14 protein-coding genes and 1 riboswitch are annotated in these 23,044 nt (G+C 70.8%); of the genes, 3 read left to right on the top strand and 11 right to left on the bottom strand.

Annotated elements, in window-relative coordinates; genetic code table 11:
• Positions 1-48: 48 nt before the first annotated feature.
• Positions 49-265: riboswitch (cobalamin riboswitch) on the bottom strand.
• 110 nt (positions 266-375) lie between these two features.
• On the top strand, positions 376-1,293 hold the full coding sequence (locus tag ACGFZA_RS21410) for a carbohydrate kinase family protein (protein ID WP_393681095.1): 918 nt from the start codon (positions 376-378) through the stop codon (positions 1,291-1,293).
• Between the two features lie 96 nt (positions 1,294-1,389).
• Here ACGFZA_RS21410 and ACGFZA_RS21405 read toward each other — a convergent pair whose 3' ends face one another.
• A complete protein-coding gene (locus tag ACGFZA_RS21405) occupies positions 1,390-4,392 on the bottom strand; it encodes a carbohydrate binding domain-containing protein (RefSeq protein ID WP_393681093.1) in 3,003 nt (1,000 codons plus the stop codon).
• Positions 4,393-4,691: 299 nt separating this feature from the next.
• A complete protein-coding gene (locus tag ACGFZA_RS21400) occupies positions 4,692-5,291 on the bottom strand; it encodes a TetR/AcrR family transcriptional regulator (protein WP_393681091.1) in 600 nt (199 codons plus the stop codon).
• Between the two features lie 152 nt (positions 5,292-5,443).
• Between ACGFZA_RS21400 and ACGFZA_RS21395 the strand changes: the two genes are divergently transcribed.
• Together ACGFZA_RS21395 and ACGFZA_RS21390 are read left to right on the top strand one after the other, a co-directional pair.
• On the top strand, positions 5,444-7,735 hold the full coding sequence (locus tag ACGFZA_RS21395; protein WP_393681089.1) for a glycoside hydrolase family 3 N-terminal domain-containing protein: 2,292 nt from the start codon (positions 5,444-5,446) through the stop codon (positions 7,733-7,735).
• A gap of 254 nt (positions 7,736-7,989) precedes the next feature.
• A complete protein-coding gene (locus ACGFZA_RS21390; RefSeq protein ID WP_393681087.1) occupies positions 7,990-10,137 on the top strand; it encodes an MMPL family transporter in 2,148 nt (715 codons plus the stop codon).
• Between the two features lie 39 nt (positions 10,138-10,176).
• Here the strand turns inward: ACGFZA_RS21390 and ACGFZA_RS21385 are convergent, their stop codons facing one another.
• The 9 genes from ACGFZA_RS21385 to ACGFZA_RS21345 form a co-directional block, all read right to left on the bottom strand.
• Positions 10,177-11,826 carry an MFS transporter gene (locus ACGFZA_RS21385; protein ID WP_385273976.1) on the bottom strand — a complete coding sequence of 550 codons (1,650 nt, stop codon included), beginning with the start codon at positions 11,824-11,826 and terminating at the stop codon, positions 10,177-10,179.
• A 364-nt stretch (positions 11,827-12,190) separates the two neighbouring features.
• Positions 12,191-14,506: an arylsulfatase gene (locus ACGFZA_RS21380; RefSeq protein WP_393681084.1), complete on the bottom strand. Its 2,316-nt coding sequence runs from the start codon at positions 14,504-14,506 to the stop codon at positions 12,191-12,193.
• Positions 14,503-16,335, bottom strand: coding sequence for a sulfatase (locus tag ACGFZA_RS21375; RefSeq protein ID WP_385273982.1), 1,833 nt, complete (start codon positions 16,333-16,335; stop codon positions 14,503-14,505). Before ACGFZA_RS21375 ends, ACGFZA_RS21380 begins: the two co-directional genes overlap by 4 nt.
• Positions 16,332-17,162, bottom strand: coding sequence for a formylglycine-generating enzyme family protein (locus tag ACGFZA_RS21370; protein WP_385274030.1), 831 nt, complete (start codon positions 17,160-17,162; stop codon positions 16,332-16,334). Before ACGFZA_RS21370 ends, ACGFZA_RS21375 begins: the two co-directional genes overlap by 4 nt.
• 95 nt (positions 17,163-17,257) lie before the next feature.
• Entirely contained in the window at positions 17,258-19,117 is a 1,860-nt protein-coding gene (locus ACGFZA_RS21365) for a dipeptide ABC transporter ATP-binding protein (protein ID WP_393681082.1), read from the bottom strand.
• On the bottom strand, positions 19,114-20,001 hold the full coding sequence (locus ACGFZA_RS21360; RefSeq protein ID WP_385273988.1) for an ABC transporter permease: 888 nt from the start codon (positions 19,999-20,001) through the stop codon (positions 19,114-19,116). The genes ACGFZA_RS21365 and ACGFZA_RS21360 overlap by 4 nt, the downstream gene beginning before the upstream one ends.
• 5 nt (positions 20,002-20,006) lie before the next feature.
• Positions 20,007-20,951: an ABC transporter permease gene (locus ACGFZA_RS21355; RefSeq protein WP_385273991.1), complete on the bottom strand. Its 945-nt coding sequence runs from the start codon at positions 20,949-20,951 to the stop codon at positions 20,007-20,009.
• 1 nt (position 20,952) lies between these two features.
• Positions 20,953-22,545 carry an ABC transporter substrate-binding protein gene (locus ACGFZA_RS21350; protein ID WP_385273994.1) on the bottom strand — a complete coding sequence of 531 codons (1,593 nt, stop codon included), beginning with the start codon at positions 22,543-22,545 and terminating at the stop codon, positions 20,953-20,955.
• 328 nt (positions 22,546-22,873) lie between these two features.
• Complete coding sequence (locus ACGFZA_RS21345) at positions 22,874-22,957, bottom strand: putative leader peptide (protein WP_385274685.1); 84 nt, start codon at positions 22,955-22,957, stop codon at positions 22,874-22,876.
• Between the last annotated feature and the right edge of the window lie 87 nt (positions 22,958-23,044).

Raw genomic sequence — 23,044 nt, 5'->3', positions numbered from 1 at the left:
TCTGCCGCCGACCCGCCCACGAGGTCACCGAGATCTCCGCATCCGAGGGTTCGGTTGCGGGCAACGGGCAGGTCTTCGGACTCGCGGGCACGTCTGCCGAGGCAGACACCTACTGGCCGTCGCTTCCCGGACCCTTCGGATCCAGTGCGTATGACGGCGGTCGTTCCCGCTCACCGCTGCGGGGCAGTCCCGGATTCCCACCGGGTTCCCTCTTGCGACGCACCTGCCTGGCGGACAGGGGCGAACCAGCTGCACCACCCACCCTAAGGCCTCGCACGGCACGGTGTTGTTCACATTCCGGACCCGCGGGTGGGACGGATATGTGTGACGGGCCCTCGGTCATACTGGCCACGGCGGGAACAGAGAGGCGGCACAGTGGTTCGACAACTCACGGAATACGACGTCTTGGTGGTCGGCGGCAGCGGGGTGGACACCATCGTCCGCGTCGACGCCCTGCCGGTCCCGCTCGCCGACTCGGTCATGGTCGGCCCGATCGAGGAGTGGCCCGGCCATACCGGGGGCAATGTGGCGCTCGGCGCCCGTGCGCTGGGGCTGGACGTCGCGCTGCTCGACTGCATCGGCGACGACTGGACCGGTGTGCAGGTGCGCGAGCGACTGGCCAAGGGCGATGTGGAGTTCCATCCGCTGATCTCGGCGGCGGGCACCCGTCGTGCGGTGAACCTGGTGGACGCGACCGGGCGTCGGATGTCGTTCTACGATGCCCGCGACCCGGAGGATCTGCGGATGCCGCAGGACTTCTATCTCCCCCGGCTGCGGCGGGCCCGCCACGTCCATCTGTCCATCATGAACTTCACGCGCTTCCTCTACGACGACATCGAGGCCCTCGGCATCCCGGTCTCCACCGATCTGCACGACTGGGACGGGCTGAACGACCATCAGCGGGAGTTCGCCCTCCGGTCCGATCTCGTCTTCTTCAGCGCGGCTGCGACGGGCGACCGCGCCCCCTCGGTGATGCGGGAGATCGTGCGTGAGGGCCGTGCCGGCACGGTCGTCGCCACGGACGGCGCGGCGGGGTCCTACATCCTCACCCGAGACGGAGGCCCTGATCCGGTCCACGTTCCGGCGACGGTTCCGCCGGCGCCGGTGGTGGACAGCAACGGCGCGGGCGACGCGTTCGTCACCGGGTTCCTGTACGGACGGCTCGACGGCCGGGACGCCCTCGGGTCCGCCCGTCTGGGCGCGGTGGCGGGCGCCTTCGCCTGTACGGCTCCCGGCTCGAGCGCCATGATCGGCCGCGAAGCCCTGCTGGCGGCGGACGGCGGCGGTTCGTAGCCGTCGCGGCGTGCGCGCGTGCCCCGGCGGTCCGGACTCACCGGCCCGCCGGGGCACGTACTGCGCGGCTGGAGCGCCGCTGTTTCCCGCCTGCTCCTACTTCAGATACGGGCCCGCTGTACCGATCCTGCCCGGCCCGTTCAGCACGTAGACGCGCATGTTGCCCTTGCCGGGGGCGGCGACGGTGAGCTTTCCGTCGGTGACGACCTGCGTGTCACCGGTGACGGCGTCCTTGTAGGTGCCGTTGGGGATCCCGGTGTACGAGGCCCCGCCGGTGACGGTGACGAGTGCGAAGCTGTCCGTCGTCCCGCTGGTGTAGCGGCGCTTGTACGCCATCTGTCCGGTGATGCCCTCGGTGGAGTACTGGCCCATCTGCAGGGCGGGGACGGCCCTGCGGATCTCGTTGAGCCGCTGGACGTGCTTGACCAGGGGCTTGGCCAGGGTGTTGGCGACCTCACCGGTGGCGGAGTCGACCTTGGAGAACTCGGAGGACGTGACGTCGCCCGCGAGGTGGTCGCCGTAGTAGGCGCGGCCGGTGGTGGCCAGCGGACAGGTGGGACCGCAGTCGATCTTCTTGCCGGCCTGGAACTCGATCTCCGATCCGTAGTAGAGGGTCGGGATGCCGCGGAAGGTCCACATCAGGGCCATGTTCTCGGCCCAGGCGTCGGTGCCGCCCGCGTAGCGTTCGCTGCTCTTGTTGGGGCCGTAGTCGTGGCTGTCGACGTAGACGACGTTGTACGTGGCGTCGTTCGTCGAGTCGTCGGAGTCCTTGCCGTTGTTGAACGCGTTCGGGGCATCACCGAAGTTCATGTGCATGCGCATGTCGATGATGTTCATGCCGGAGAACTGGCTGTGGTCGGGGGTGTGGTAGCTGTTCCCGTCCAGGAACGCGTTGGTGGAGGTCGGCTGTGCCCCGGTGCCGAGCTTCTCCTCGTAGTCGTACATCTCGAGCGCGGCCTTGGCGTCGTCGGCGTCGTACTCCTTGCGCTCCTTCCAGGTGAAGAACTGTGCGGAGTGGTTGACCGAGCCGCGGTTCCACTTGTCGTTGACGAACGCGCCGACCTCGCCGAAGACCATGAAGTTCTTCGCGGCCTCGGCTCCGAACTGCTGGGTGACGCGCTCCAGGATGGCGGGCAGGAAGCGGCGGTTCCAGGTGGTGCGCGGGATGTGGACCGCCGTGTCGATCCGGAAGCCGTCGACGCCCATGTCGATGTACTTGTCGTAGGCGCCGATCAGGTAGTTCTGGACGGGCGCGGACTCGGTGTTGAAGTCGGCCAGGTCGTCGTGAAGCCAGCAGGAACGGGAGTCCTCGCCCTCCCAGTTGCCCAGCCAGCAGTTGTGGTAGTACTGCTTCGGGAACATGCCCGACGTCGGGTTCGGCCACTGGCAGTTGTAGATCCGGTAGCCCTCCGGAGAGGTGTACTGCGTGGGCTTGCCCCAGTCCACACAGGTGTTGCCGGCCGGTTCCGCGGTCGACCACAGGTCGCCGTTGTAGTACGACTTGCCCGTCTTGGGGTCGATGGTCAGGCCGTCGTACTCGAAGCCGTCCTGCTTCTCGTCGTAGTACCAGCTCCACTGGCTGTCCCGCACGCCGTAGACGGTCGGGGTGAAAAGGCCCTTGGCGCCCCAGCGCGAGGAGTGGTTGTAGACGACGTCCTGGTAGATCTTGATGCCCTTGGCGTGGGCGGCGTTGATGAGGTCCTGGTACGAGGCACCGGCGGACTCCAGGCGCGGGTCGACCTTGTAGAAGTCGTACCCGTGGTAGCCGTGGTAGTCGTAGTCCGACCGGTTGAGGACGACCGGGGTGATCCAGATGGCCGAGAAGCCGAGACCCTTGATGTAGTCGAGCTTCTTGACCAGCCCCTTGAAGTCCCCGCGGAACATGGGGTCGTTATTGGCCGCGTTGCCGGACTTCACGTCCTGGTTGCCGCCCCGGTTGTTGCTCGAGTCGCCGTCGTTGAAGCGGGCGGTCAGGACGAAGTAGATCGGGTCCTTGCGCGGATCGGTGCCCAGCGGCTTGCCCTGGGCCGCGGCCGGCGGCTTGTCCCCCGTGGTCGCCTTCGCCGGCGCGGAGGCGGCGGAGGTGTTGCCCGCCGCGTCGGCCGCCTTGACGGTGTAGGTGTAGGCGGTGTTCTCCTCCAGGTTCGCCTCGGAGAACACGGTCGAGGTCACGTCCGTGACGACGCTGCCCTTCGTGCCACCGGTCCGGGTGACCTGGTACGTGGTCACCTTCTTGTTGTCGGTGGAGGGTTCCCAGGTCACCACGGTCCCGACCCCGTCGGCCTTGGCCGTCACGCCCGTGGGTACGGTCGGCGCCTCGGTGTCCGCCGGTTCGGCCACGCACGGGTCCTTGGCGTCCTTGACGACGGCCCGGTCCTTCACAGTGCTGACGCCGGACGGGATCGTGTAGTTGCCGCCGTTGTTGTTGTCCCAGACGCCGTTGCCGTTGTTGAACGCCGCCTGCATCGAGGCGGCGGTTGCGAGATCGACCGTCTTCTTCACCCAGCCGGTGCAGGCGGGTTCCATCCCGACGCCGGGCACCGCGGTCCAGGAGCCGCCCGCGGGCTGGTAGTGCAGGTTGGTGGTGGTCCATCCGACGGTGGCGGTCGAGTAGTACACCGTGGCGGTGGTGGCGGCGCTGTCGGTGGGACTCGGGCTCGGCTCCGGGTCGGTGCCGCCCGCGCACGGATCGCTGTGGGCCACGACCCCGTCCTTGACGGTGATGTTCCCGGTGCCCAGGTCGTAGTTCTTGCCGGCGTTGTTGTCCCAGACGCCCGAGCCGTTGTTGAAGGTCGCATCGAGCCCCGCGGCGGTCCCGAGCGGCACGGTCTTCTTGACCCAGTCGGTGCAGGCGGCTTCCATCGCGACACCGGGCACGGTGGTCCAGGAACCGCCGTCCGGTGCGTAATGCAGCTTGTACGCGGCCCAGTTCTTCGTCTTCGTGTAGTAGAAGACGGTGGTGGAGTTCTCGGCTGCGGCGACGGGCCGCGCGTCGAGGCCACGGCTCGCGGGCAGCGCGGTCAGCAGACCGAGCACCGCGGCCGCGGCCGTGGCTGCCGCGAGCGGGCGTCTCAGCAGCCGGTGAGGGGTGCGTTTCATCGGTGTCTCCAGGGAAGGGCCACGACAGCGGCACAGCCGTGGCGTCCAGGGCACAGGGATCGGGGACCTGCGCCGTCCCGCCGGAAACCCTGACGCGCCTCAAGGTCCGAGCGATGGGAGTGCGTTCCGCCTGAAAATTCAGCCGGAATTTTGCTGCAATCTCTTGCAGGCAGGAAGTTACCGGCACATGACAAGGCCGTAAAGAGGCCCGGCACCGCCCGGCACGCTCTCCTCAAGCGGAGGGTCGCATTCCCCCTCCGGACGGCCGCCCTCGGCCCGCCCGGCGGACCGCCGCCCGCTCAGAGCGGCACGGTCAGCTGCGCCCGCAGATGGGCGCGCAACACCCCTGCCATGTCCGTCGTGCAGCCACTGAGGAGCCACTGCGTCTGGAGCCCGTCCATCAGCGCGACCAGCTGCTGCGCCGCCTCTGCGGGGTCGATCCCGTCCCGCAGGGCCCCCGCGTCGCGCGCCTCCCCGTACGAGACCGCGGTGGTCCGCACCAGATCGCGGTACCGCTCGACGAAATAGGCGTGCGCCGGGTGCTCGGCGGAGGTGGCCTCGGCGGCGAGTACGGAGAACAGCTCGACGATCCCCCGCCGTTCCGTGTTCAGCACGGCGAGGTCGACCAGCCGGCGCAGGCAGTCCACACCGCTGGGTTCGCCGACGGAGAACCACTCCCCGTCCACCTCGTCCCGGTGTTCGAGAACCGCGAGGAGAAGCGACCCCTTCGTGGGGAAATGGTGCAGCAAGCCCGGGTGCGAGATGCCGCAACGCGTCGCGATCACACGCAGCGAGGCACCGCGGTAGCCGACCTCACCGAACATGGCCATCGCCTGGTCGAGGATCTCCTCGCGCTTGGCGCGGCCCTTCGCGTAGCCACGACGCGCCTCACCCGTCACTCGCCACTCTCCCGGTCCGTCGGACGGCACCCCTGCGTACCGTCTCGCCCTCATATACTTACCACCCGGTCGGGATTCAGCGTACGGTGGCTACCTGCGGCTGAGTTGTGCCCGTGCCGCGCCATCCCGCCGACGCTGTGAAAGGAACTCCCGTGGGCTCCTCCCTGCCCTACCTCGACCCCGCACTGTCCGTCCCGGAGCGCGTCGCCGACCTCGTCGGCCGGATGACGCTGCCGGAGAAGGTCGGCCAGATGCTCCAACTGAACGCGAAGGACGGGGTGCGCAGCCTCATCGAGGAGATGCACGCGGGTTCGATCCTCCACGCCTCGCCCGACCGGGTCCTGGAGGCGGCCGCGCTCACCGAACGGACCCGGTTGCGGATCCCCCTGCTCGTCGCGGAGGACTGCATCCACGGCCACTCCTTCTGGGAGGGGGCCACGATCTTTCCCACCCAGCTCGGCATGGCGGCGACCTGGGACCCGGAGCTGGTGGAGCGCATCGGCCGGGCGACGGCCGTCGAGGTGGCCGCCACCGGCGTGCACTGGACGTTCTCGCCGGTCCTGTGCATCACCCGGGACCTGCGCTGGGGCCGGGTCAGCGAGACGTTCGGCGAGGACCCCTTCCTCATCGGCGAGCTCGCCTCCGCGATGGTGCGCGGCTACCAGGGCGACGGACTGGACGACCCGACGGCGATCCTCGCGTGCGCCAAGCACTTCGCGGGGTACTCCGAGACCCAGGGCGGCCGGGACGCCAGCGAGGCGGACATCTCGCGGCGCAAGCTGCGTTCATGGTTCCTGCCGCCGTTCGAGCGGGTCGCCCGCGAGGGCTGCCGGACGTTCATGCTCGGCTACCAGTCCATGGACGGTGTACCGGTCACGGTCAACAACTGGCTGCTGAACGAGGTGCTGCGCGGCGAGTGGGGTTACACCGGAACCCTGGTGACCGACTGGGACAACGTCGGCCGCATGGTGTGGGAGCAGCATGTGTACGCCGACCACACGCAGGCGGCCGCCGCGGCGGTCCGCGCGGGCAACGACGTGGTGATGACGACACCCGCCTTCTTCGGCGGGGCGCAGGAGGCGGTGGCGGCGGGCACGCTCGACGAGGCGGAGATCGACGCCGCGGTCCGGCGCATCCTCACGCTCAAGTTCGAGCTGGGTCTGTTCGAGAATCCCCGCCACCCCGACCGTGAGCGCCAGGCCGCGGTCATCGGCAGCGCCGCCCACGCCGGGCTGAACCTCGAGGCGGCGCGCCGCTCGCTGGTGCTGCTGGCCAATGACGGCACGCTGCCGCTGGCCGGCGGGTTCGATGCCGGTCCCGGCGGCCGCGCGGTCGCGGGTGCCGGATCCGCGCCGCGCACGGTCGCGGTCATCGGGCCCAACGCCGACGACGCGCAGACCCAGCTCGGCGACTGGGCGGGCTCGTCGGGGCAGGCGGACTGGCTGCCGGACGGTCATCCGCGCGCCATGATCCGTACCGTGCTGGACGGGTTCCGCGAGCAGGTGCCGGACGGCTGGACCGTCACGCACGCCAGGGGCGCCGACATCCTCACCGTAGGCCCGGACCCGGAGGGCGCCTTCTTCCCCGACGGGCAGCCGCGGCCGGAGATCGTCGTCCCGGCGGAGCCGTCCGAGACCATGATCGCCGAGGCCGTCGCGGCGGCGGAGGCCGCCGACTACGTCGTCGCGGTCGTGGGTGACCGCATCGAACTCATCGGCGAGGGCCGCTCCACGGCGACCCTGGAGCTGATCGGCGGCCAGGTCGCGCTGCTCGACGCGCTCGTCGCGACGGGCAAGCCGGTCGTCGTGGTCGTCATCAGTTCCAAGCCGCTCGTCCTGCCGCCGTCCGCCCACAGCGCCGCGGCGATCGTGCACGCCTTCAACCCGGGCATGCAAGGCGGCACGGCCGTGGCCGAACTGGCCCTCGGCCTCATCGAACCGTCGGGGCGGCTGCCCATCTCCTTCGCCCGTCATGCGGGGCAGCAGCCGACGTACTACAACCAGGTACGCGGCCAGCACGGCACCCGCTACGCCGACCTGACGCAGCGTCCGGCGTTCGTCTTCGGCGAGGGTCTCAGCTACACGACGGTCACGTACACGGACCTGGAGGTGCTCACCGACGTTCTCGGCCGGGGTGACACGCTGCGGGCACGCGTCGTCGTCCGCAACGCCGGTGAGCGTCCCGTACGGGAGACCGTGCAGGCCTACATCAGCGACACGGTGACCTCGGTGACCTGGGCGGAGAAGGAGCTCAAGGCGTACCGCCAGGTGTCGCTGGCACCCGGTGAGTCCCGGGAGGTCGTCATCGAACTGCCGGTCGCCGACTGCACGCTCGTGGATGCCGAGGGCAGGCGGATCGTCGAGCCCGGCGCTTTCGAGCTCCTCGTCGGCCCGTCGTCGCGCGACGACGCGCTGCTGCGGGCGGGCTTCACGGTCAAGGGCTGAGGCCCACGTGCACCGGGCGTCCGGTGGCGGCTGCACACCGGCACGTCCGCGTGCGGCCGCCACCGGATAGTCCAACCGGGGCCCGGCAGCGCCCCGGCGGCATGTCGCCGGGGCACCCCGCCGCATGCCGTCTACTGTCACCGGCACGGAACCTGGGAGCGGGTGACGTTGCGGTATCGGCGCTGTGCGGGCCTCTCCGGCGCCGCTCTCCCCCTCGATGACGACGTCGCTCATGACGAAGTACGGGGAGTGGCATGCCGGACGTAGAACAGCGCCGACGGCCGGGGGTGGCCGCCCTCATCTGCGGCCGGCGCACCAAATGGCTGGTCGTGGCGTTGTGGCTGATCGTCCTCGTCGTGGCGGCGCCGCTCGCGCAGAAACTCACCGACGCCCAGGACAACGACGCCACGTCCTGGCTGCCGAGCAGCGCGGAGTCCACCCAGGTCCTGGAGAGTTCGAAGGACTTCCGGCCCGAGGTCATCACCGCCATCGTCGTGTACGCCCGCGAAGGCGGCCTGACCGGGGCGGACCGTTCCCGGATCACCGAGGACACCCGGCAGTTGCGTGCGCTGCACGCGCACGGCGTGCGGGGTGCGCAGACCCGTGGGCCCGTCTACGACCAGCAGACCGCGCCCTCGGCCGCGCAGGTCTTCGTGCCCGTCACGATGGGCGAGGAGGGCTGGGAACAGATCGGCCCGGCGGTCGACGACATCCGGGAGATCGTGGGGAAGAGCGGCGGTGGTCTCGCCGTGCACGTGACCGGCCCCGGCGGGGTCACGGCCGACTCCGCGGAGGCCTTCTCGGGCATCGACTCGACGCTGCTGTTCGCCGCACTGGCCGTGGTGATCGTGATGCTGCTGATCACCTACCGCAGCCCCACCCTGCTTGTGCTGCCCGTGATCGCGGTCGTGGCCGCGCTGTTCAGCGCGCAGGCGGTGATCTACCTGCTCGCCGCGCACGCGGGTCTCACCGTGAACGGCCAGAGCGCGGGCATCCTCACAGTGCTGGTGTTCGGCGCGGGCACGGACTACGCCCTGCTCCTCGTGGCCCGCTACCGGGAGGAACTGCGCCGTCACGAGGACCGGCACGAGGCGATGGCCCGGGCGCTGCACCGGGCCGGGCCGGCCGTGCTGGCGAGCAGCGGCACCGTGGTGCTCGGCATGCTGGTGCTGCTGGTCGCGGAGATGAACTCGACGCGGGGGCTCGGGCCGGTGGCCGCGATCGGTGTGGCGGTCGCCCTGGTCGCCATGCTCACGCTCCTGCCGGCGCTGCTGGTGATCTTCGGCCGGTGGGTCTTCTGGCCGGTGATCCCGCACTTCGGCTCGGCCGAGCCGACCGAGCGCGGCTTCTGGGCGCGGATGGGCAAACGGCAGGCGCGCCGCCCCCGCACGATCTGGATCATCACCGCGCTGGTGCTGGCCGCCCTGTCGCTGGGGCTGACGCAGCTGCGCGCCTCCGGTCTCAGCAATGCCGACTCGTTCACCGGCAAGCCGGACTCGATCACCGGCCAGGAGGTCCAGGACCGGTACTTCCCCGGGGGCAGCGGCGATCCCCTGGTGATCGTCGCCGCCGCCGACCGAGCCGCCGCGGTACGGGCCGTGGTGGCGACGACCCCGGGCGTGGTACCCGGTTCGGTCGGCACGCCGCCCGGAGCCCGGCCCGAGGCGAACGGCCAGGTCATCTTCGAGGCGACGATGACGGATCCGGGCGACAGCGACGCGGCCAAGGACACGGTGGAACGGGTCCGCGACGCGGTGCACCGGGTGCCGGGGGCCGAGGCCCAGGTGGGCGGCAGCACCGCCGCCCTGGTCGACATGGACGCCGCCACCCGGCACGACAACCTGCTGATCATTCCGCTGGTGCTGCTGGTGGTGCTGATCATCCTGGGACTGCTGCTGCGCGCGGTGGTGGCGCCTGTGCTGCTGGTCGCGACGGTGGTGCTGTCCTTCGCCGCCGCACTCGGCATCAGCGCGCTGGCCTTCCGCCACGTCTTCGACTACGCGGGCGAATCCACGGACTTCCCGCTCTTCGTCTTCGTCTTTCTCGTGGCTCTCGGTATCGACTACAACATCTTCCTGTCGACGAGGATCCGCGAGGAGGCCGTCCACCAGGGCACCCGTGCGGGCGTGGTGGCAGGTCTCGCGGCCACCGGTGCGGTCATCACCTCCGCCGGGCTGGTGCTCGCGGGCACCTTCGCGGCGCTGGGCACCCTGCCGGTCGTGGTCTTCGCGGAGATCGGTTTCGCGGTGGCCCTGGGAGTGCTGCTGGACACGTTCGTCGTCCGGTCCGTCCTCGTCACGTCGCTCTTCCTCGACATCGGTCCCCGTGTGTGGTGGCCGAACCGCCTGGCCCGCGAGGACGGAGAGGCTCGGGCGGAGGGGGCCCCGACGACGAAGGCGTAGGCGAGGGCCGACCGGATTCCCGGGGCACGGACAGGGCCGTCAACTCCGCGGACCGGGGCCTTCGCGGTCGTCCCTGCCCGGCGGCTGCGCGTCCCGCACCGGAGCGGTGCCCGCGGCCTCTGCCGCCGGCTCCCCCACCGGTCCCGCACCGGGCATCGCCCCGTCTCCGCGCAGGCGTTCCAGGTCCGAGGGGCGCACCTGGATGACGATCAGGGCGATCAGCGCGGCGACGACGGCGAAGATCGCGGCGACGACGAACGCCTGGGAGACACCGGACGCCAGGACCTGGTCGCCCCACTGCCCCGGAAGCTCTCCCGTCCTGCGGAACTCCGCCAGCTGGGCCGGTGACGCCTCCGCCAGGAACTTGGGGACCTGGTCGGTCGCCTCGTTGCGGCTCGCCGTACCGAAGACCGTGACGAGGATGGACAGGCCGAGCGATCCGCCCACCTGCTGCGTGGTGTTGAGGATGCCGGAGGCTGCACCGGCCTCCTTCGGCTCCACCCCGGAGACGGCCATCAGCGTCAGCGACACGAACTGCAGGCCCATGCCGAGGCCGAAGACCAGCACCGGTCCCAGGAGACTGCCCAGGTACGAACTGTGGACATCCGTCTGCGTCAGCCATCCCAGGCCCAGGGCGGCGAGAACCGCGCCGGTCACCATGAAGGGCTTGGGTCCCCACTTGGGAAGCAGCTGGGAGGCGATGCCCGCGCCGATCGCGATGATGGCGCTGATCGGCAGAAAGGCGAGACCCGCCTTGAGCGGGCTGAAGTTCAGGATGTTCTGCACGAACAGGGTCAGGAAGAAGAACATGCCGAACATGGCCGCGGCGAGGCTCAGCATCATTCCGTACGTGCCGGCACGGTTGCGGTCGCGGAACATCCACAGCGGCGTGATGGGCTGCCGGGACCGGCTCTCGATCGCGATGAACAGGCCGAGCAGCACCACGGCCGCGGCGAAGGCAGCGAGGGTGAGGGTGTCGCCCCAGCCCTCCTCGGAGGCCCGGATGAAGCCGTAGACGAGGCACACCATGCCCAGGGTCGCGGTGAGCGCGCCCACGAGGTCGAAGTGTCCGGGATGGCGTTCGGACTCCCGGATGTAGCGGGGGGTGGCCAGCACGATCAGCAGACCGATGGGGATGTTGACGAAGAAGATCCACCGCCAGTCGAGCCACTCCACCAGCACCCCGCCCGCCAGCAGGCCGATGGCGCTGCCGCCCGCCGATACGGCCGCGAACACGCCGAACGCCCTGTTGCGTTCCGGGCCTTCGCGGAAGGTGGTGGTGATGAGCGAGAGTGCCGTCGGCGAGGCGATCGCGCCTCCGACGCCCTGGAGGGAACGCGCGGCGAGCAGTTGCCATGACTCCTGGGAGAGGCCGCCGAGCAGGGAGGCGAAGACGAAGAGGGAGACGCCGAACATGAAGACTCTGCGGCGGCCCAGAATGTCGCCGAGGCGCCCGCCCAGCAGGAGCAGCCCGCCGAACGTCAGCGTGTACGCGTTGATGACCCAGCTCAGGTTCTCGGTCGAGAAGCCCAGCGAGGTCTGGATGTGCGGGAGGGCGATGTTCACGATGGTGATGTCGAGCACCACCATCAGCTGGCACGAGCAGATGACGAGAAGGGCGATCCCGCTGCCTCGTCCCTTCTTCGGGGACTCGGCAGCCCGTTGGGGTGTCGCGTGGGAGCCCGTCATGGGTTTGCTAGTCGCTCAAGCCGTCAGTGAACGCGATCGTTCACTCCCCCGACGGTAGCCCTGCCCGTGGGCCGCCGCCAATCGGGCTACGCGAACCGCCGGCCGACACCGCTCGCCGCACCGGCCACCCAGCAGCAGGCAGCCGCCCCGGTATGCGGCAGGTGCTGCTACGCCCGCGACCGGCAGCACACCACCGCCCACGCCGCCCGTCGCCCTTCGCTTGGCGCACGCCACGTCACCACGCGTGACAACGATGTCGGAAAGAGGTCTCAGGCAGCTGAAAACGCGCGGCCGCTGCCCCTGCCACCGGCCGGCCCCGTGGCGGGCGGCCGGGGCAGCCGATGCGGCCCCGGCCGCCCGGGACTCACTCGAAGGCCGCCGCTGCTTCCCTGAGCGCTGCCGCCACCGCCTCCGGGGAGTCCGGCCCCGGGCCCCCCGGGTGATAGGTCACCGATCGCAGCCGGCCCCGGAAGCGGAAGGAACGATGGCGCTCGAACAGCGGCCACGAGACGGGCGACTTGCGGTCGATCCCGACGCTGATGCCCTGGAACGGGGCCATGCCGATGAGCTGGTGCACACTCGGCGGGGTGGCCCGCACCTCTCCGTCGGCCTCCACCGTGAAGCTCCAGCGCAGGCCCCGCTCCGCCGCGGCCACGAGACGGAGCACGTGCCCGCCCTGTGCCAGGGGGCCCGCGTCGCTCTCGTGGAGCACGCCGTACTCGTTGTACGCGAACCGAAGCCGGCCGTCCTCGACGTACAGGCTGTAGCCACCGCCCTGGTCACCGTGCGAGACGAGTACCCCGTCCCCCGTCTCGTCGATCACGACGGAGATCGCGAACGAGCGGAGCGCGACCAGCCGGGAGGAGCGGTAGCGCTCCAGTTCCGGGGTGCCGGGCAGCAGGGTCAGCGGACGGGTCAGACGCTGCTCGGCTGGGTTGCGCCGGGCGAGGGCCCCGCTGCCGTCGGGCAGCGGGAAGACGCCGTTGCGCCAGGCGGCTTCCTCCCAGGCGGCGGCCAGCTCCTTGACGAGGCCGGGGCGTTCGGCGGCCAGGTCGTGGATCTCGGTCGGGTCGGTCCGTATGTCGTACAGCGCCCATTCGGAGTCGTCGTAAGGCGTGCCGGGGCGGTGGAGGGTGACGAGCTTGTGGCCGTCCCGGTAGAAGCTGCGGTTGCCGGTCATCTCGCAGTACTGCTCGGAGTGTGTGGAGCCGTGTGCCGCGTCGGCGAGCACCGGGGCGAAGCTCGCTCCGTCCGGCTCCTGGAGGGTGACGCCCCGCCGGGTGACGGGCCGCTCCAGACCTGCGAGCCGCAGCAGTGTGGGGGCGATGTCGGTGACGTACTGGTACTGCGTCCGCAGGCCGGGAGCGAGCCGTCCCTCTCGGGCCCCCTTCGGCCACGACAGCACGAAGGGGACGCGGACACCGCCGGCGTAGGTGTGGCCCTTGTAGAGACGGAAAGGGGTGTTGGAGGCCATGCCCCAGCCGCGCGGGTAGTGCACCAGGCTGCGCGGGCCACCGATGAGTTCCGGGTCGCGGTCGACGTCCGGGGTCCAGTCGCCGGGGAGCGCGGGGTGGTGGACGAAACGGCTGAAGTAGGAGCGGGTGCCTTCCGCGCCGCCCTCGCCCGTGCCACCGTTGTCGGAGGTGAAGACGATGACGGTGTTGTCGAGCTCGCCGAGCGCTTCGAGGGTCCCGGTGAGGCGGCCCAGGTTCCGGTCGATGTTGTCGACGAGCGCCGCGTACACCTCCATGTAGCGGGCGTAGAGCTTCTGCTGCTCCTCGGTGAGGCTCGCCCAGGCCGGCACGTCGAGTCCGGCCTCGCTGTTGCGGTCGGGCAGTTCGGTGCCCGGCGGCAGGAGACCGTCGGCGAGCTGCGCGGCGAAGCGACGCTCGCGCAGCACGTCCCAGCCCTCGTCGTAGCGGCCCCGGTGGCGGGCGATGTCCTCCTGCTTGGCCTGGAGCGGGCCGTGGACGGCGTTGTGCGCCAGGTAGAGGAAGAACGGCTTGTCGGGGTCGTGGGCACGCAGCGACTTCACCATGGAGATCGCCTGGTCGGTGATGTCGTCGGTGTAGTAGTAGTCGTCGGGGAACTCGTCGATGTCCAGCGGGCTGTTGTCGCGGACCAGCTGGTGCGGGTGGAAGAGGCTGGTGAGCCCTTCCAGGACGCCGTAGTACTGGTCGAAGCCCTTGCGCAGCGGCCAGTTGTCCCGGTCGTCGGCCGCGTTGGACGCCGAGTCGCGGACGAGATGCCACTTGCCGACGGCGTACGTGGCGTACCCGGAGTCATGGAGCAGTTCCGCGAGGGTGGGGATGTCGTCCGCGATCTCCATGCCGTAGCCCGGGAAGCCCGGGTCGGAGTTGGCGACCATGGCGTAGCCGACGCGATGCGGGTTGAGGCCGGTGAGGAGCGCGGCGCGGGCCGGCGAGCACAGCGGCATGGTGTGGTAGTTGCTCAGCCGTACGCCCGCCTCGGCCAGAGCGGTGAGCGTGGGGGTGGCGATCTCGGAGCCGAACGGGGCGATGTCGCTGTAGCCCATGTCGTCGACGAGGACGACGACGATGTTGGGCGCCTTGTGCCCCGGGCTGCGGGGCGGGGACCAGGCGGGTTCGGACTCGGCGAAGGTGCGGCCGATCCTGCCGGAGAAGCCTTCGTAGGGGTCGCGTCGGGTGCTGGGTGTCATCGGCGTGGGTCTCCGGGGTCGCTCGTCGAGGAGGAGGGCGTCGGGGCAGGCGGGAAGAGCCGGGCCAGTTCGTCGGCGAGGGCGGTGAGTTGGTCACGTCCGGGGTGCCCGGCGAACGCCGCGATCTGGAGCAGGGTGCCGGCTCCGCGGACGGTCAGCAGCTCGGTGTCCAGCAGGCCCGGCACGATGCGCCGGATCGCCTCGACGGCTGCCGGCTCGGCCAGCAGCTGCGCCAGCGGGGTACGGAGGTGGAGCGCGCCCTCGGTGAACTCGTCGGAGCGGGCGGCGGGTTCGCGGGCCCTGTCCGCTTGTTCGCGCTGGGCCGCGACCAGGAGATGGGTCTCGCACACCGCGCCGGCCTCGCGCGGGACGCCGAGCCTCTCGTACTGCTCGGCGGGCGCCTCACTCGCCGCCAGCCGCTCGACCAGCAGCCGGATCATACGCAGTTCGACGGTGTCGTCGACGAGTGGCTTCTCCTGCCGCGGGTCGGTTTCGAGGTCGAACAGGAGCGTGCCGAACCGCTGCGGCCCGAGCAGTGGGGAGGGGCTCGCCGCGATCTTGAGGGTGCGTACGCCCTTGGTGAAGGCGAAGGGTTCCGCCAGGGTCAGGTCCGACAGTTCCGCCGGGGTGAACCGGCCGCGGATCCTGGTCGGCATCAGGGTGTGTTCGTGCAGCGGCTGGTTGGTGTCGTCGTGGCAGGCCCGCATGTAGACGTACCGGCCGTCGGTGACGTTCACATGGCCGCCGAACATGCCGAAGAGCGCCGATTCCCGGGGAGGCCGTGACTCCGCGGTCTCGCGCAGCGGCCGGCCCTGCATGTCCGGGGTGCGGTCGGCCCCGAAGAAGTCGAGAAGGGTCGGGGCGAGGTCGATCGTCTGGACCAGCGCGTCGTCGCGGCTGCCCGCCCGCTCCGGGCTGCGCGGGTCGTGCACGAACAGCGGGGTGTGGACGAGCTCGTTGTACCAGGGGGTGACGACCTTCGCCCACCAGCCCTTCTCCCCCAGCAGATAGCCGTGGTCGGTGCAGACGATGAGCATGGTGTCGTCCCACAGGCCGTGTTCGTCCATCGCGTCGAGGACCCGGCCGAGCGAGTGGTCGCACATGGAGAGCAGCGCCGCGTACGCGTAACGGGCGTGTTTCTCCTGGTCCTTCGTCTCGGTGACCCTGTTGTAGTCGGGCCAGTCGAAGTGCGGTCCGCCGTAGTCGTGCGGGTAGAGGTCCTTGTAGTGGTCCTGCGTGAAGAAGGGTTCGTGCGGGTCGAACGTCTCGATCTGCACGAACCAGTTGTCCTCGGCGTGGTTGGTACGCAGGAATGCGAGGCCGGCGTCGAAGGTCAGGGTCTGGGGCTGCTTCGCCTCCGTGTCGAGGTACTGGCGGTTGACCCAGTCCTGACGCCACAGGTCGTTGCGGGTGGTGCGCAGGTCCTCGGGGATGTCGGGCTCCGCGACCTGCCCCTTCCAGGCGTCGCCCTCCTGGCCCCGGAAGAACTCCCAGGAGTTGTAGCGGCCGTGGTAGGTGGCGCCGCCGTCCTCCCAGTAGTGCTGGTGGTCGCTGACGAGGTGGGTGTAGACGCCGTGGCGCTTCAGGATCTCCGGCATCGAGTCGTCGAACGGTTCCAGCGGTCCCCAGCCCCGGTGCAGGAAGTTGTGGCGCCCGGTGTGCAGTTCGCGCCGGGCTGGCATGCACGGCATGGAGCCCGCGTAACAGGTGTCGTAGGTGACCGTGCGCCCGGCGAGGCGGCGGAAGTTCGGGGCGTGGATCCAGTCGGCGCCGTACGGCGGCAGAAGATGCCGGTTGAGGCTGTCGAACATCACCATGACGGCCTTCATCGGGTGGTACGTCCTTCCGCTGCGCGGGTGGTGACGCGGTCGCGGGCGCAGCGGAAGCCGCCGTGGCCGGTCGAGGAGTCGGGTGTGTTGTGGGACCGGGCGGCGACGCGGTAGCGGTTGCAGTACGAGGCGTGGCACAGGTAGGAGCCGCCGCGGATGACGCGTTCACCGGTCCCGTAGGTGTCGGCGCACCACTCCCAGACGTTGCCCGACGTGTTGTGGAGGCCGTATCCGTTGGGTTCGTACGCGGTGACGGGCACCGTGCCCGTCCGGCCGCCGGGCCGGTCCGAGCGGTGGGGGAACGGGCCGCGCCAGATGTTGCACATCTCGCGTCCGCCGGGGGCGAGTTCGTCGCCCCACGGGTAGCGGGCGCCGTCGAGGCCGCCGCGCGCCGCGTACTCCCATTCGGCCTCGGTGGGCAGCCGCAGCCCGGCCCAGTCGCAGTAGGCCAGGGCGTCGTCGTGGGAGATGTGGACAACGGGGTGGTCCGGCCGGCCGGTGATTCCGGAGCCCGGCCCCTCGGGCGCCTTCCAGGACGCCCCCTCCACTCCGAGCCACCAGGGTGCGCCCGGTACCCGGCCCAGGACGTGCCGCGCGGCCGCCGGGTCGACCAGGAGGTGGAACACGTAGGAGCTGCCGTAGCGTTCGGCGTCGGTGCGGTGGCCGGTGGCGTCGGCGAAGGCGGCCCATGCGGCGTTGCTGACCGCGGTGGTGTCGATGGCGAACGGGGCCACGGTCACCTCGCGCACCGGCCCCTCCCGGTCGGCGAGGTACCCCTCCCCGAAGGCGTCTCCCATCCGGAAGACGCCGCCGGGCAGTTCGGCCATGGCCCGGGGTCCGGCGGCCGCGGGGGTGGCCGCGCGGCGTACGGACGGCACCGGGAGCACTCCCGTACAGGTGCGGCCCGGGGTGCAGCACGCGTTCACGCCAGCGCTCCCGTCTTCTGCGGAGGTACGGCACCACGGGCGGCCGGGGGCACGGGTTCGGGGGCGGCGGCCAGCAGGGCGCGGGTGTACGGGTCGCGGGGGTGTTCGCAGACCTCGTCGGCGCTGCCCGTCTCCACGATCCGGCCCCGGTGCATGACCGCGATGCGGTGGCTGACCTGCCGGACGACCGCGAGGTCGTGGGCGATGAAGACCAGGGCGAGGCCGAGGTCGCGCTGCAGGTCGGTGAGCAGGCCGACGATCTGCGCCTGTACGGACACGTCGAGCGCGGAGACGGGTTCGTCGCAGATGAGGACGGAGGGTTCGGGGGCGAGCGCGCGTGCGATGCCGATGCGCTGGCGCTGTCCGCCGGAGAAGGAGCGCGGGTGCCGGTCGGCGACGGCGGGGTCCAGGCCGGTCCTGCTCAGCAGTCGCGCCACTCGCTCCTGGCGTTCGTTCCGGTCGCCGATACCGAAGGCGATCAGGGGCTCGGCAACGATCTCGCCGACCGTCATCCGGGGGTTGAGCGAGGCGTACGGGTCCTGGAACACCATCTGGACCTGACGCCGCACGGTGTGCAGGGCGCGCTTGGAGGGCCGGGTGATGTCCTCGCCGCGCAGTCGGATGCTGCCGCCGTCGGAGGCGTGGGCGTGCGCCAGCACCCGGGCCAGGGTGGACTTCCCGGATCCGGACTCACCGACGACGCCCAGGGTCTCGCCTGCCGCCAGGGTCAGCGACACGCCGTCGAGTGCGGGGACCGCGTGCCGCCGTGGGCCACGCCCCTTGTAGGTCTTGCGGAGCGCCTCGGCCTCCAGGACGAGGGCGCCGGGGGCGGGGCGGTCGATGCGGGTGGGCGGGGCGGGTGCGGGCAGCGGTTCGGTGCGCCCTGCGGCGGGCAGGCAGGCCACGTGCACGCCGCTCGCCGAACGGGTGAGCGGGGGCACGGCCGTACGGCAGCGGTCCTCGACGAGCGTGCAGCGGTCGGCGAAGGCGCAGCCCGCGCCGAGCAGGGTGAGGTCGGGCGGGCTGCCGGGGATGCCGGTGAGCCGGGTGCCGGACGGGGTGGAGAGGCGGGGCACGGCGGCGAGGAGCCCCGCGGTGTACGGGTGGCGGGGGCGGGTGAGCACCTCGGCGGTGGGGCCGTCCTCGACGACCGTGCCGCCGTACATGACCAGGACGCGTTCGCAGGCACGGGCGACGACGCCCATGTTGTGCGTGATGAGGACCAGGGCGGTGCCGGTCTCCCGGTTGAGGTCGGCGAGCAGGGTGAGGATCTGGTCCTGGACGGTGGCGTCCAGCGCGGTCGTCGGTTCGTCGGCGAGCAGGATGTCGGGTTCGCCGGCCAGCGCCATGGCGATGAGGATGCGCTGGCGCTGGCCGCCGGAGAACTGGTGCGGGTGGTCGTCGGCCCGGCGGTGCGGCTCCGGGATTCCGACCCTGTCCAGGAGTTCGACGGCGCGGGCCCGGCGGGCTGCCTTGTCGCGGCTGCCGTGTGCGCGGAGCACCTCTTCGATGTGGCGGCCGGCCGTCAGGACGGGGTTCAGGGCCGTCATGGGGTCCTGGAAGATCATGCCGATGCGGGAGCCGCGCACTGAGCGCAGCTCCTCTTCGGTGGCGGCGGCCAGGTCCCGGCCGTCCAGCCGGACCTGCCCGGTGGTGATGCGGCCGGTGCCGGGCAGCATGCGGGTCAGGGCGAGTGCGGTGGTGGACTTCCCCGAGCCGGACTCACCGACGACGGCCAGGGTCTCGCCCCGGTTCAGGGTGAACGAGACGCCGCGGACGGCACGCAGCGCCGATCCGTCGGGGGCGGTGAACTCGACGCCGAGGTCGCGGACCTGCAGCAGCTCCTGGGCGGTCATCGGCGTATCTCCCGGTTGAGCGCCTCGGCGATGAGAGAGAGGCCGAGGACGAGCGCGGTCACGGTGATCAGGGGGCCCGCGGCGAAGTTCGGGGCCTGCGCGAGATAGGGCATGGACTGGCTGAGCACGGCTCCGAGGGTCGGCTCCGGCGGCCGTACGCCGACGCCGAGGAAGCTCATCGCGCCTTCGATGAACACGGCGACGGTCAGGGAGACGGCGATCTGGACGATGAGCGGGTCGGCTGCGTTGGGCAGGATGTGCCGGACGAGCACCCGGCGGCCCGAACTGCCGCCGACCCGGGCGGCGGTCACGTACTCCCGCTCACGCTGGACGAGGATCCCGCCACGCAGCAGCCGTCCGAACGCCGGGATCTCGGCGAGTGCGATGACGATGACGACGGGGAGGCGGCCGGGGCCGAGGATCGCGGTGACGGCGAGCGCCAGGATCAGTCCCGGAAAGGCGAGGAGGAGGTCGAAGACCCGTTGCACGACGGTGTCGGCCACCGGGTGCGCGGCGGCGACGAGGGCGAACAGGCAGCCCAGTACGGCGCCGAGGGGTACGGCGACCGCGATGATGCCGAGGTCGGCCCGGATGCCGTAGAGCACGCGGCTGAGCAGGTCACGGCCGAGGTCGTCGGTGCCCAGCGGATGTCCGGGGGTGCCGAGGCCGGCGAGGCTCTGGCCGCTCTGGTCGGTGGGGCCGTGTCCGGCCAGGAGCGGCGCGAGCAGCCCGGCGAGGATCACGGCGCCGACCAGGACGAGGCCGGTGCGGGCGCGGGCGGTGGTCAGCGCGGTGCGGTAGGGGTGGCGGTTGCGGGTCCGGCCGGGCGCCTTGGAGGCGGCCGGGGGCGGGCCGGCGGTGAGGAGGTCGGTCGTCGAGGTCATGGGGGTTACTCCCACCTGATCCGGGGGTCGAGCCAGGCGTACACGAGGTCCGTGAGCAACTGGACGAGGACGAAGACGGCGACCAGGAGCAGCAGGAGGTCCTGGACGACCGGGTAGTCCCGGCGCTGGAGGCCCTGCTCGGCGAGCTGCCCGAGACCGGGCCAGGCGAAGATCGCCTCGACGAGCACGGCGCCGCCGAGCAGGTGCCCCACCTGCATGCCGAGCAGGGTGACGACGGGCGGGAGGGCGTTCGGCAGGGCGTGGCGCCACAGCAGCCGGCGCGGGGCGACCCCGGCGGCGGTCGCGGTGCGGATGTAGTCCTCGGCCAGCCCCCGCTCGATGCCGTCCTTGAGGTAGCGGCCGAGTACGGCGGCACTGGGCAGGGCCAGGCAGAGCGCGGGGAGCAGCAGGTACTGCGCGGCGAGATCGGGGGCGCTCAGGAAGGCGATCCGGCCGCCCGGGGGCAGCACGCCGAGGACCACGGCGAACAGCAGCACGAGCAGGACCCCGCTGACGAAGGGCGGCACGGCCAGGGCGGCTGTCGTGGTGACCCGGACCGCGGTGCGGACCCATCGGCTGCGGGACGTGGCGCCGAGGACGCCGAAGGCCGTACCGAGCAGGACCACGAACAGGAGAGCGGCCACGGTGAGTTCCGTGGTGGCGCCGAGTCCGTCCCCGATCAGGTCTGCGGTCTGTCCGCCGATCGCGTAGGAGGGTCCGAGGTCGCCCGTGAGCAGCGAGCCGATCCAGTGGGCGTACTGGGAGAGCAGGGGTGCGTCGAGGCCGAGCCGGTCGCGGATCGCGGCGACGGTCGCCGCGTCCGCGTCGGGGCCGGCGAGGGTGGTGGCGGGGTCACCGGGGACGAGCCGCAGGATGGTGAAGATCAGGAAGGAGGCGGCGAGCAGGACGAGGAGGGCCGACGGCAGCCGGCGGATCACGTAGCTGCGCATGTCACACCAGGTAGGCGTTGTCGAGGTTGAGGTACGAGAACTTGTTGAGGGTGACACCGTGCAGCCCGTCGGCGGCGACCTGGACCTGTCCGCGGACGACCAGGTCGATGAGGAACGCCTCGTCGAGCAGGATGGAGGAGATCTTCTCGTGCTGCGCGTTGGCCTCGGCGGTGCTCGTCTCGGGCTTGGTCCAGGCCTCCTGCACCACCTCGGTGTACTCGGCGGACCGGTACTTGGAGGTGTTCTTCGCCTCGTTGAACGGATAGGCGCTCACGGCGAGCGTCGAGGGCTGGACCTGGGCGAAGCCGTGTCCCATGGTCCACAGGGCGGGCATGTCCTGGGAGATCAGCTTCTTCTGCCCGGTGGCCGGGTCGGTGGGCTGGAGCGTGACGCGTACGCCGACCTGCTTGAGGTCGTACTGGAGCGATTCGGCGATGGCCGTCTCGCTGGGCAACGCGAGGTGGAGCAGGGGCAGTTCCAGCTTGGTGTGCCCGGCGGACCTCAGGAGCTCCCGGGCCTTGGCGGGGTTGTGGGTGTAGTGGGTGCGGTGTGCTTCGGTGAAGGCGGGCGAGGACTTGGGCCAGGGGGCGGCGGAGGCGAGGCCGTAGCCGCCGAGGGTCTGGGCGAGCAGCCGGTCGCGGTCCACGGCCCAGGCGAGAGCCTGACGGACCGTGCGGTTGTCCAGCGGGGCGATGGTGGTGTTGACCCCGAGGTAGACGGCGCCACCGCCCGTGTCGTAGTCACTGATGGTGAGGTGCGGATCGCTCTTGACGACACCGAGGCTCTTGCCGGGCACGTTGAAGGAGAGCTGGGACTGGCCGGAGCGCAGCGACGAGATCAGCGCGTCGGCCTGGGGTATGACGCGCAGTTCGACACCGTCGAGATACGGACGGCCGGGCTGCCAGTACGTGTCGTTCCTGGTCAGGCTCAGACCGGAGCCGGGGCTCCATTTCTTCAGCCTGAACGGGCCGGTGCCGATGAGCTTCTTCCCGGTGACGGCGTCCTCGACGGTCTCCGAGTCGGCGATGATCATGAACTCGAACAGGTCGAAGAGGTTGTTCACGGGGTGTGCCAGCTTGAGCACGAGTTCGTGTTCGCCACGCTTCTCGAACCCGGTGACCGTGGCGGCGGTGGCCCGCAACTGCGCTGCGCGGACCGGGTTCTGAAGGTTCTTCACCGCGAAGATCACGTCGTCCGCGGTGAACTTGCGTCCGCTGTGGAACGTCACGTCGTCGCGCAGCCGGAGCGTGATGCTGCGTCCGTCCTTGGCGTACGTCCATGAGCGGGCGAGCTCCGGCTTCGGGCTGAGCCGGTCGTCGTAACGGGTCAGGGTGTTGAAGATCAGCCGGTGCTGGAGGGACTGCCCACTCTGGGAGAACAGCAGGGCGGGCGTGAAGTCGCTGTTGACGGCGACGTTGAGGACACCGCCACGCCGGGGTGCGGCGCTCGCGCCCTTCGGATCGGACGAGGCCTCCGACACCGCCGAGCGGCAGCCCGCCAGGCCCAGTCCGAGGAGCAGGGTGCCGCCTCCGGCGGCGCGCAGGGCGGAGCGCCGGGAGGGGCCGGGAGGCATGAGGGGGTACAGCTCGGTCATCGAAGCCTGCCTGTGACGGTGAGAGACGGTGAAGGGGAGGGTGCGGCGGGACGCGCTCATGCATTCGTTCCGCTGCGGGAGGAATTCAGGGCGAGGTGGTCCGACCCGAAGAAGGCACGGTGCGGAGGCACTTCGAGGCGTGTGGGATCAGCGCCGACGGGGTGCGAGCGTTCCGGTCGGAGCGGAGAGGGGTGTGGCGCGCCGCGTCAGGCCCTGACGCGGCGCGGACCTCGGGAGATCGGCACCGGCCGGAGATCCCGTTCCCCCGGTGAGGCGTCAGCGAGTCCCTGCGGACTCCGGGACGGGACCGTGGAAGAGACGGCCCGGATCAGCTGCGGACGGCACAGACCGCGCTGGCCTGTCGACAGAGGTCGACGTGCCTGCGGGAGACGAGGCGCTTGTCCGGGTTCACGGGAGCAATATGACAGTGGCTTCGCCGGACGGTCAACCCGGTCTGTCCGGATCCTGGTACGAAGCCCCCTCCTGCCCCGAAGCGGCC

The sequence above is a fragment of the Streptomyces sp. NPDC048211 genome (genome assembly GCF_043202315.1).
Taxonomy (GTDB): Bacteria; Actinomycetota; Actinomycetes; order Streptomycetales; family Streptomycetaceae; genus Streptomyces.
The sequence above is the reverse complement of the archived record's forward strand: the minus strand, read 5'-3'. Positions and strand labels throughout refer to the sequence as shown.

Coding starts and splice junctions, on each gene's coding strand:
- ACGFZA_RS21405 (WP_393681093.1), bottom strand. CDS start 4,392: ATGAAACGCACCCCTCACCGGCTGCTGAGACGCCCGCTCGCGGCAGCC.
- ACGFZA_RS21390 (WP_393681087.1), top strand. CDS start 7,990: ATGCCGGACGTAGAACAGCGCCGACGGCCGGGGGTGGCCGCCCTCATC.
- ACGFZA_RS21385 (WP_385273976.1), bottom strand. CDS start 11,826: ATGACGGGCTCCCACGCGACACCCCAACGGGCTGCCGAGTCCCCGAAG.
- ACGFZA_RS21380 (WP_393681084.1), bottom strand. CDS start 14,506: ATGACACCCAGCACCCGACGCGACCCCTACGAAGGCTTCTCCGGCAGG.
- ACGFZA_RS21375 (WP_385273982.1), bottom strand. CDS start 16,335: ATGAAGGCCGTCATGGTGATGTTCGACAGCCTCAACCGGCATCTTCTG.
- ACGFZA_RS21370 (WP_385274030.1), bottom strand. CDS start 17,162: ATGGCCGAACTGCCCGGCGGCGTCTTCCGGATGGGAGACGCCTTCGGG.
- ACGFZA_RS21365 (WP_393681082.1), bottom strand. CDS start 19,117: ATGACCGCCCAGGAGCTGCTGCAGGTCCGCGACCTCGGCGTCGAGTTC.
- ACGFZA_RS21360 (WP_385273988.1), bottom strand. CDS start 20,001: ATGACCTCGACGACCGACCTCCTCACCGCCGGCCCGCCCCCGGCCGCC.
- ACGFZA_RS21355 (WP_385273991.1), bottom strand. CDS start 20,951: ATGCGCAGCTACGTGATCCGCCGGCTGCCGTCGGCCCTCCTCGTCCTG.
- ACGFZA_RS21350 (WP_385273994.1), bottom strand. CDS start 22,545: ATGACCGAGCTGTACCCCCTCATGCCTCCCGGCCCCTCCCGGCGCTCC.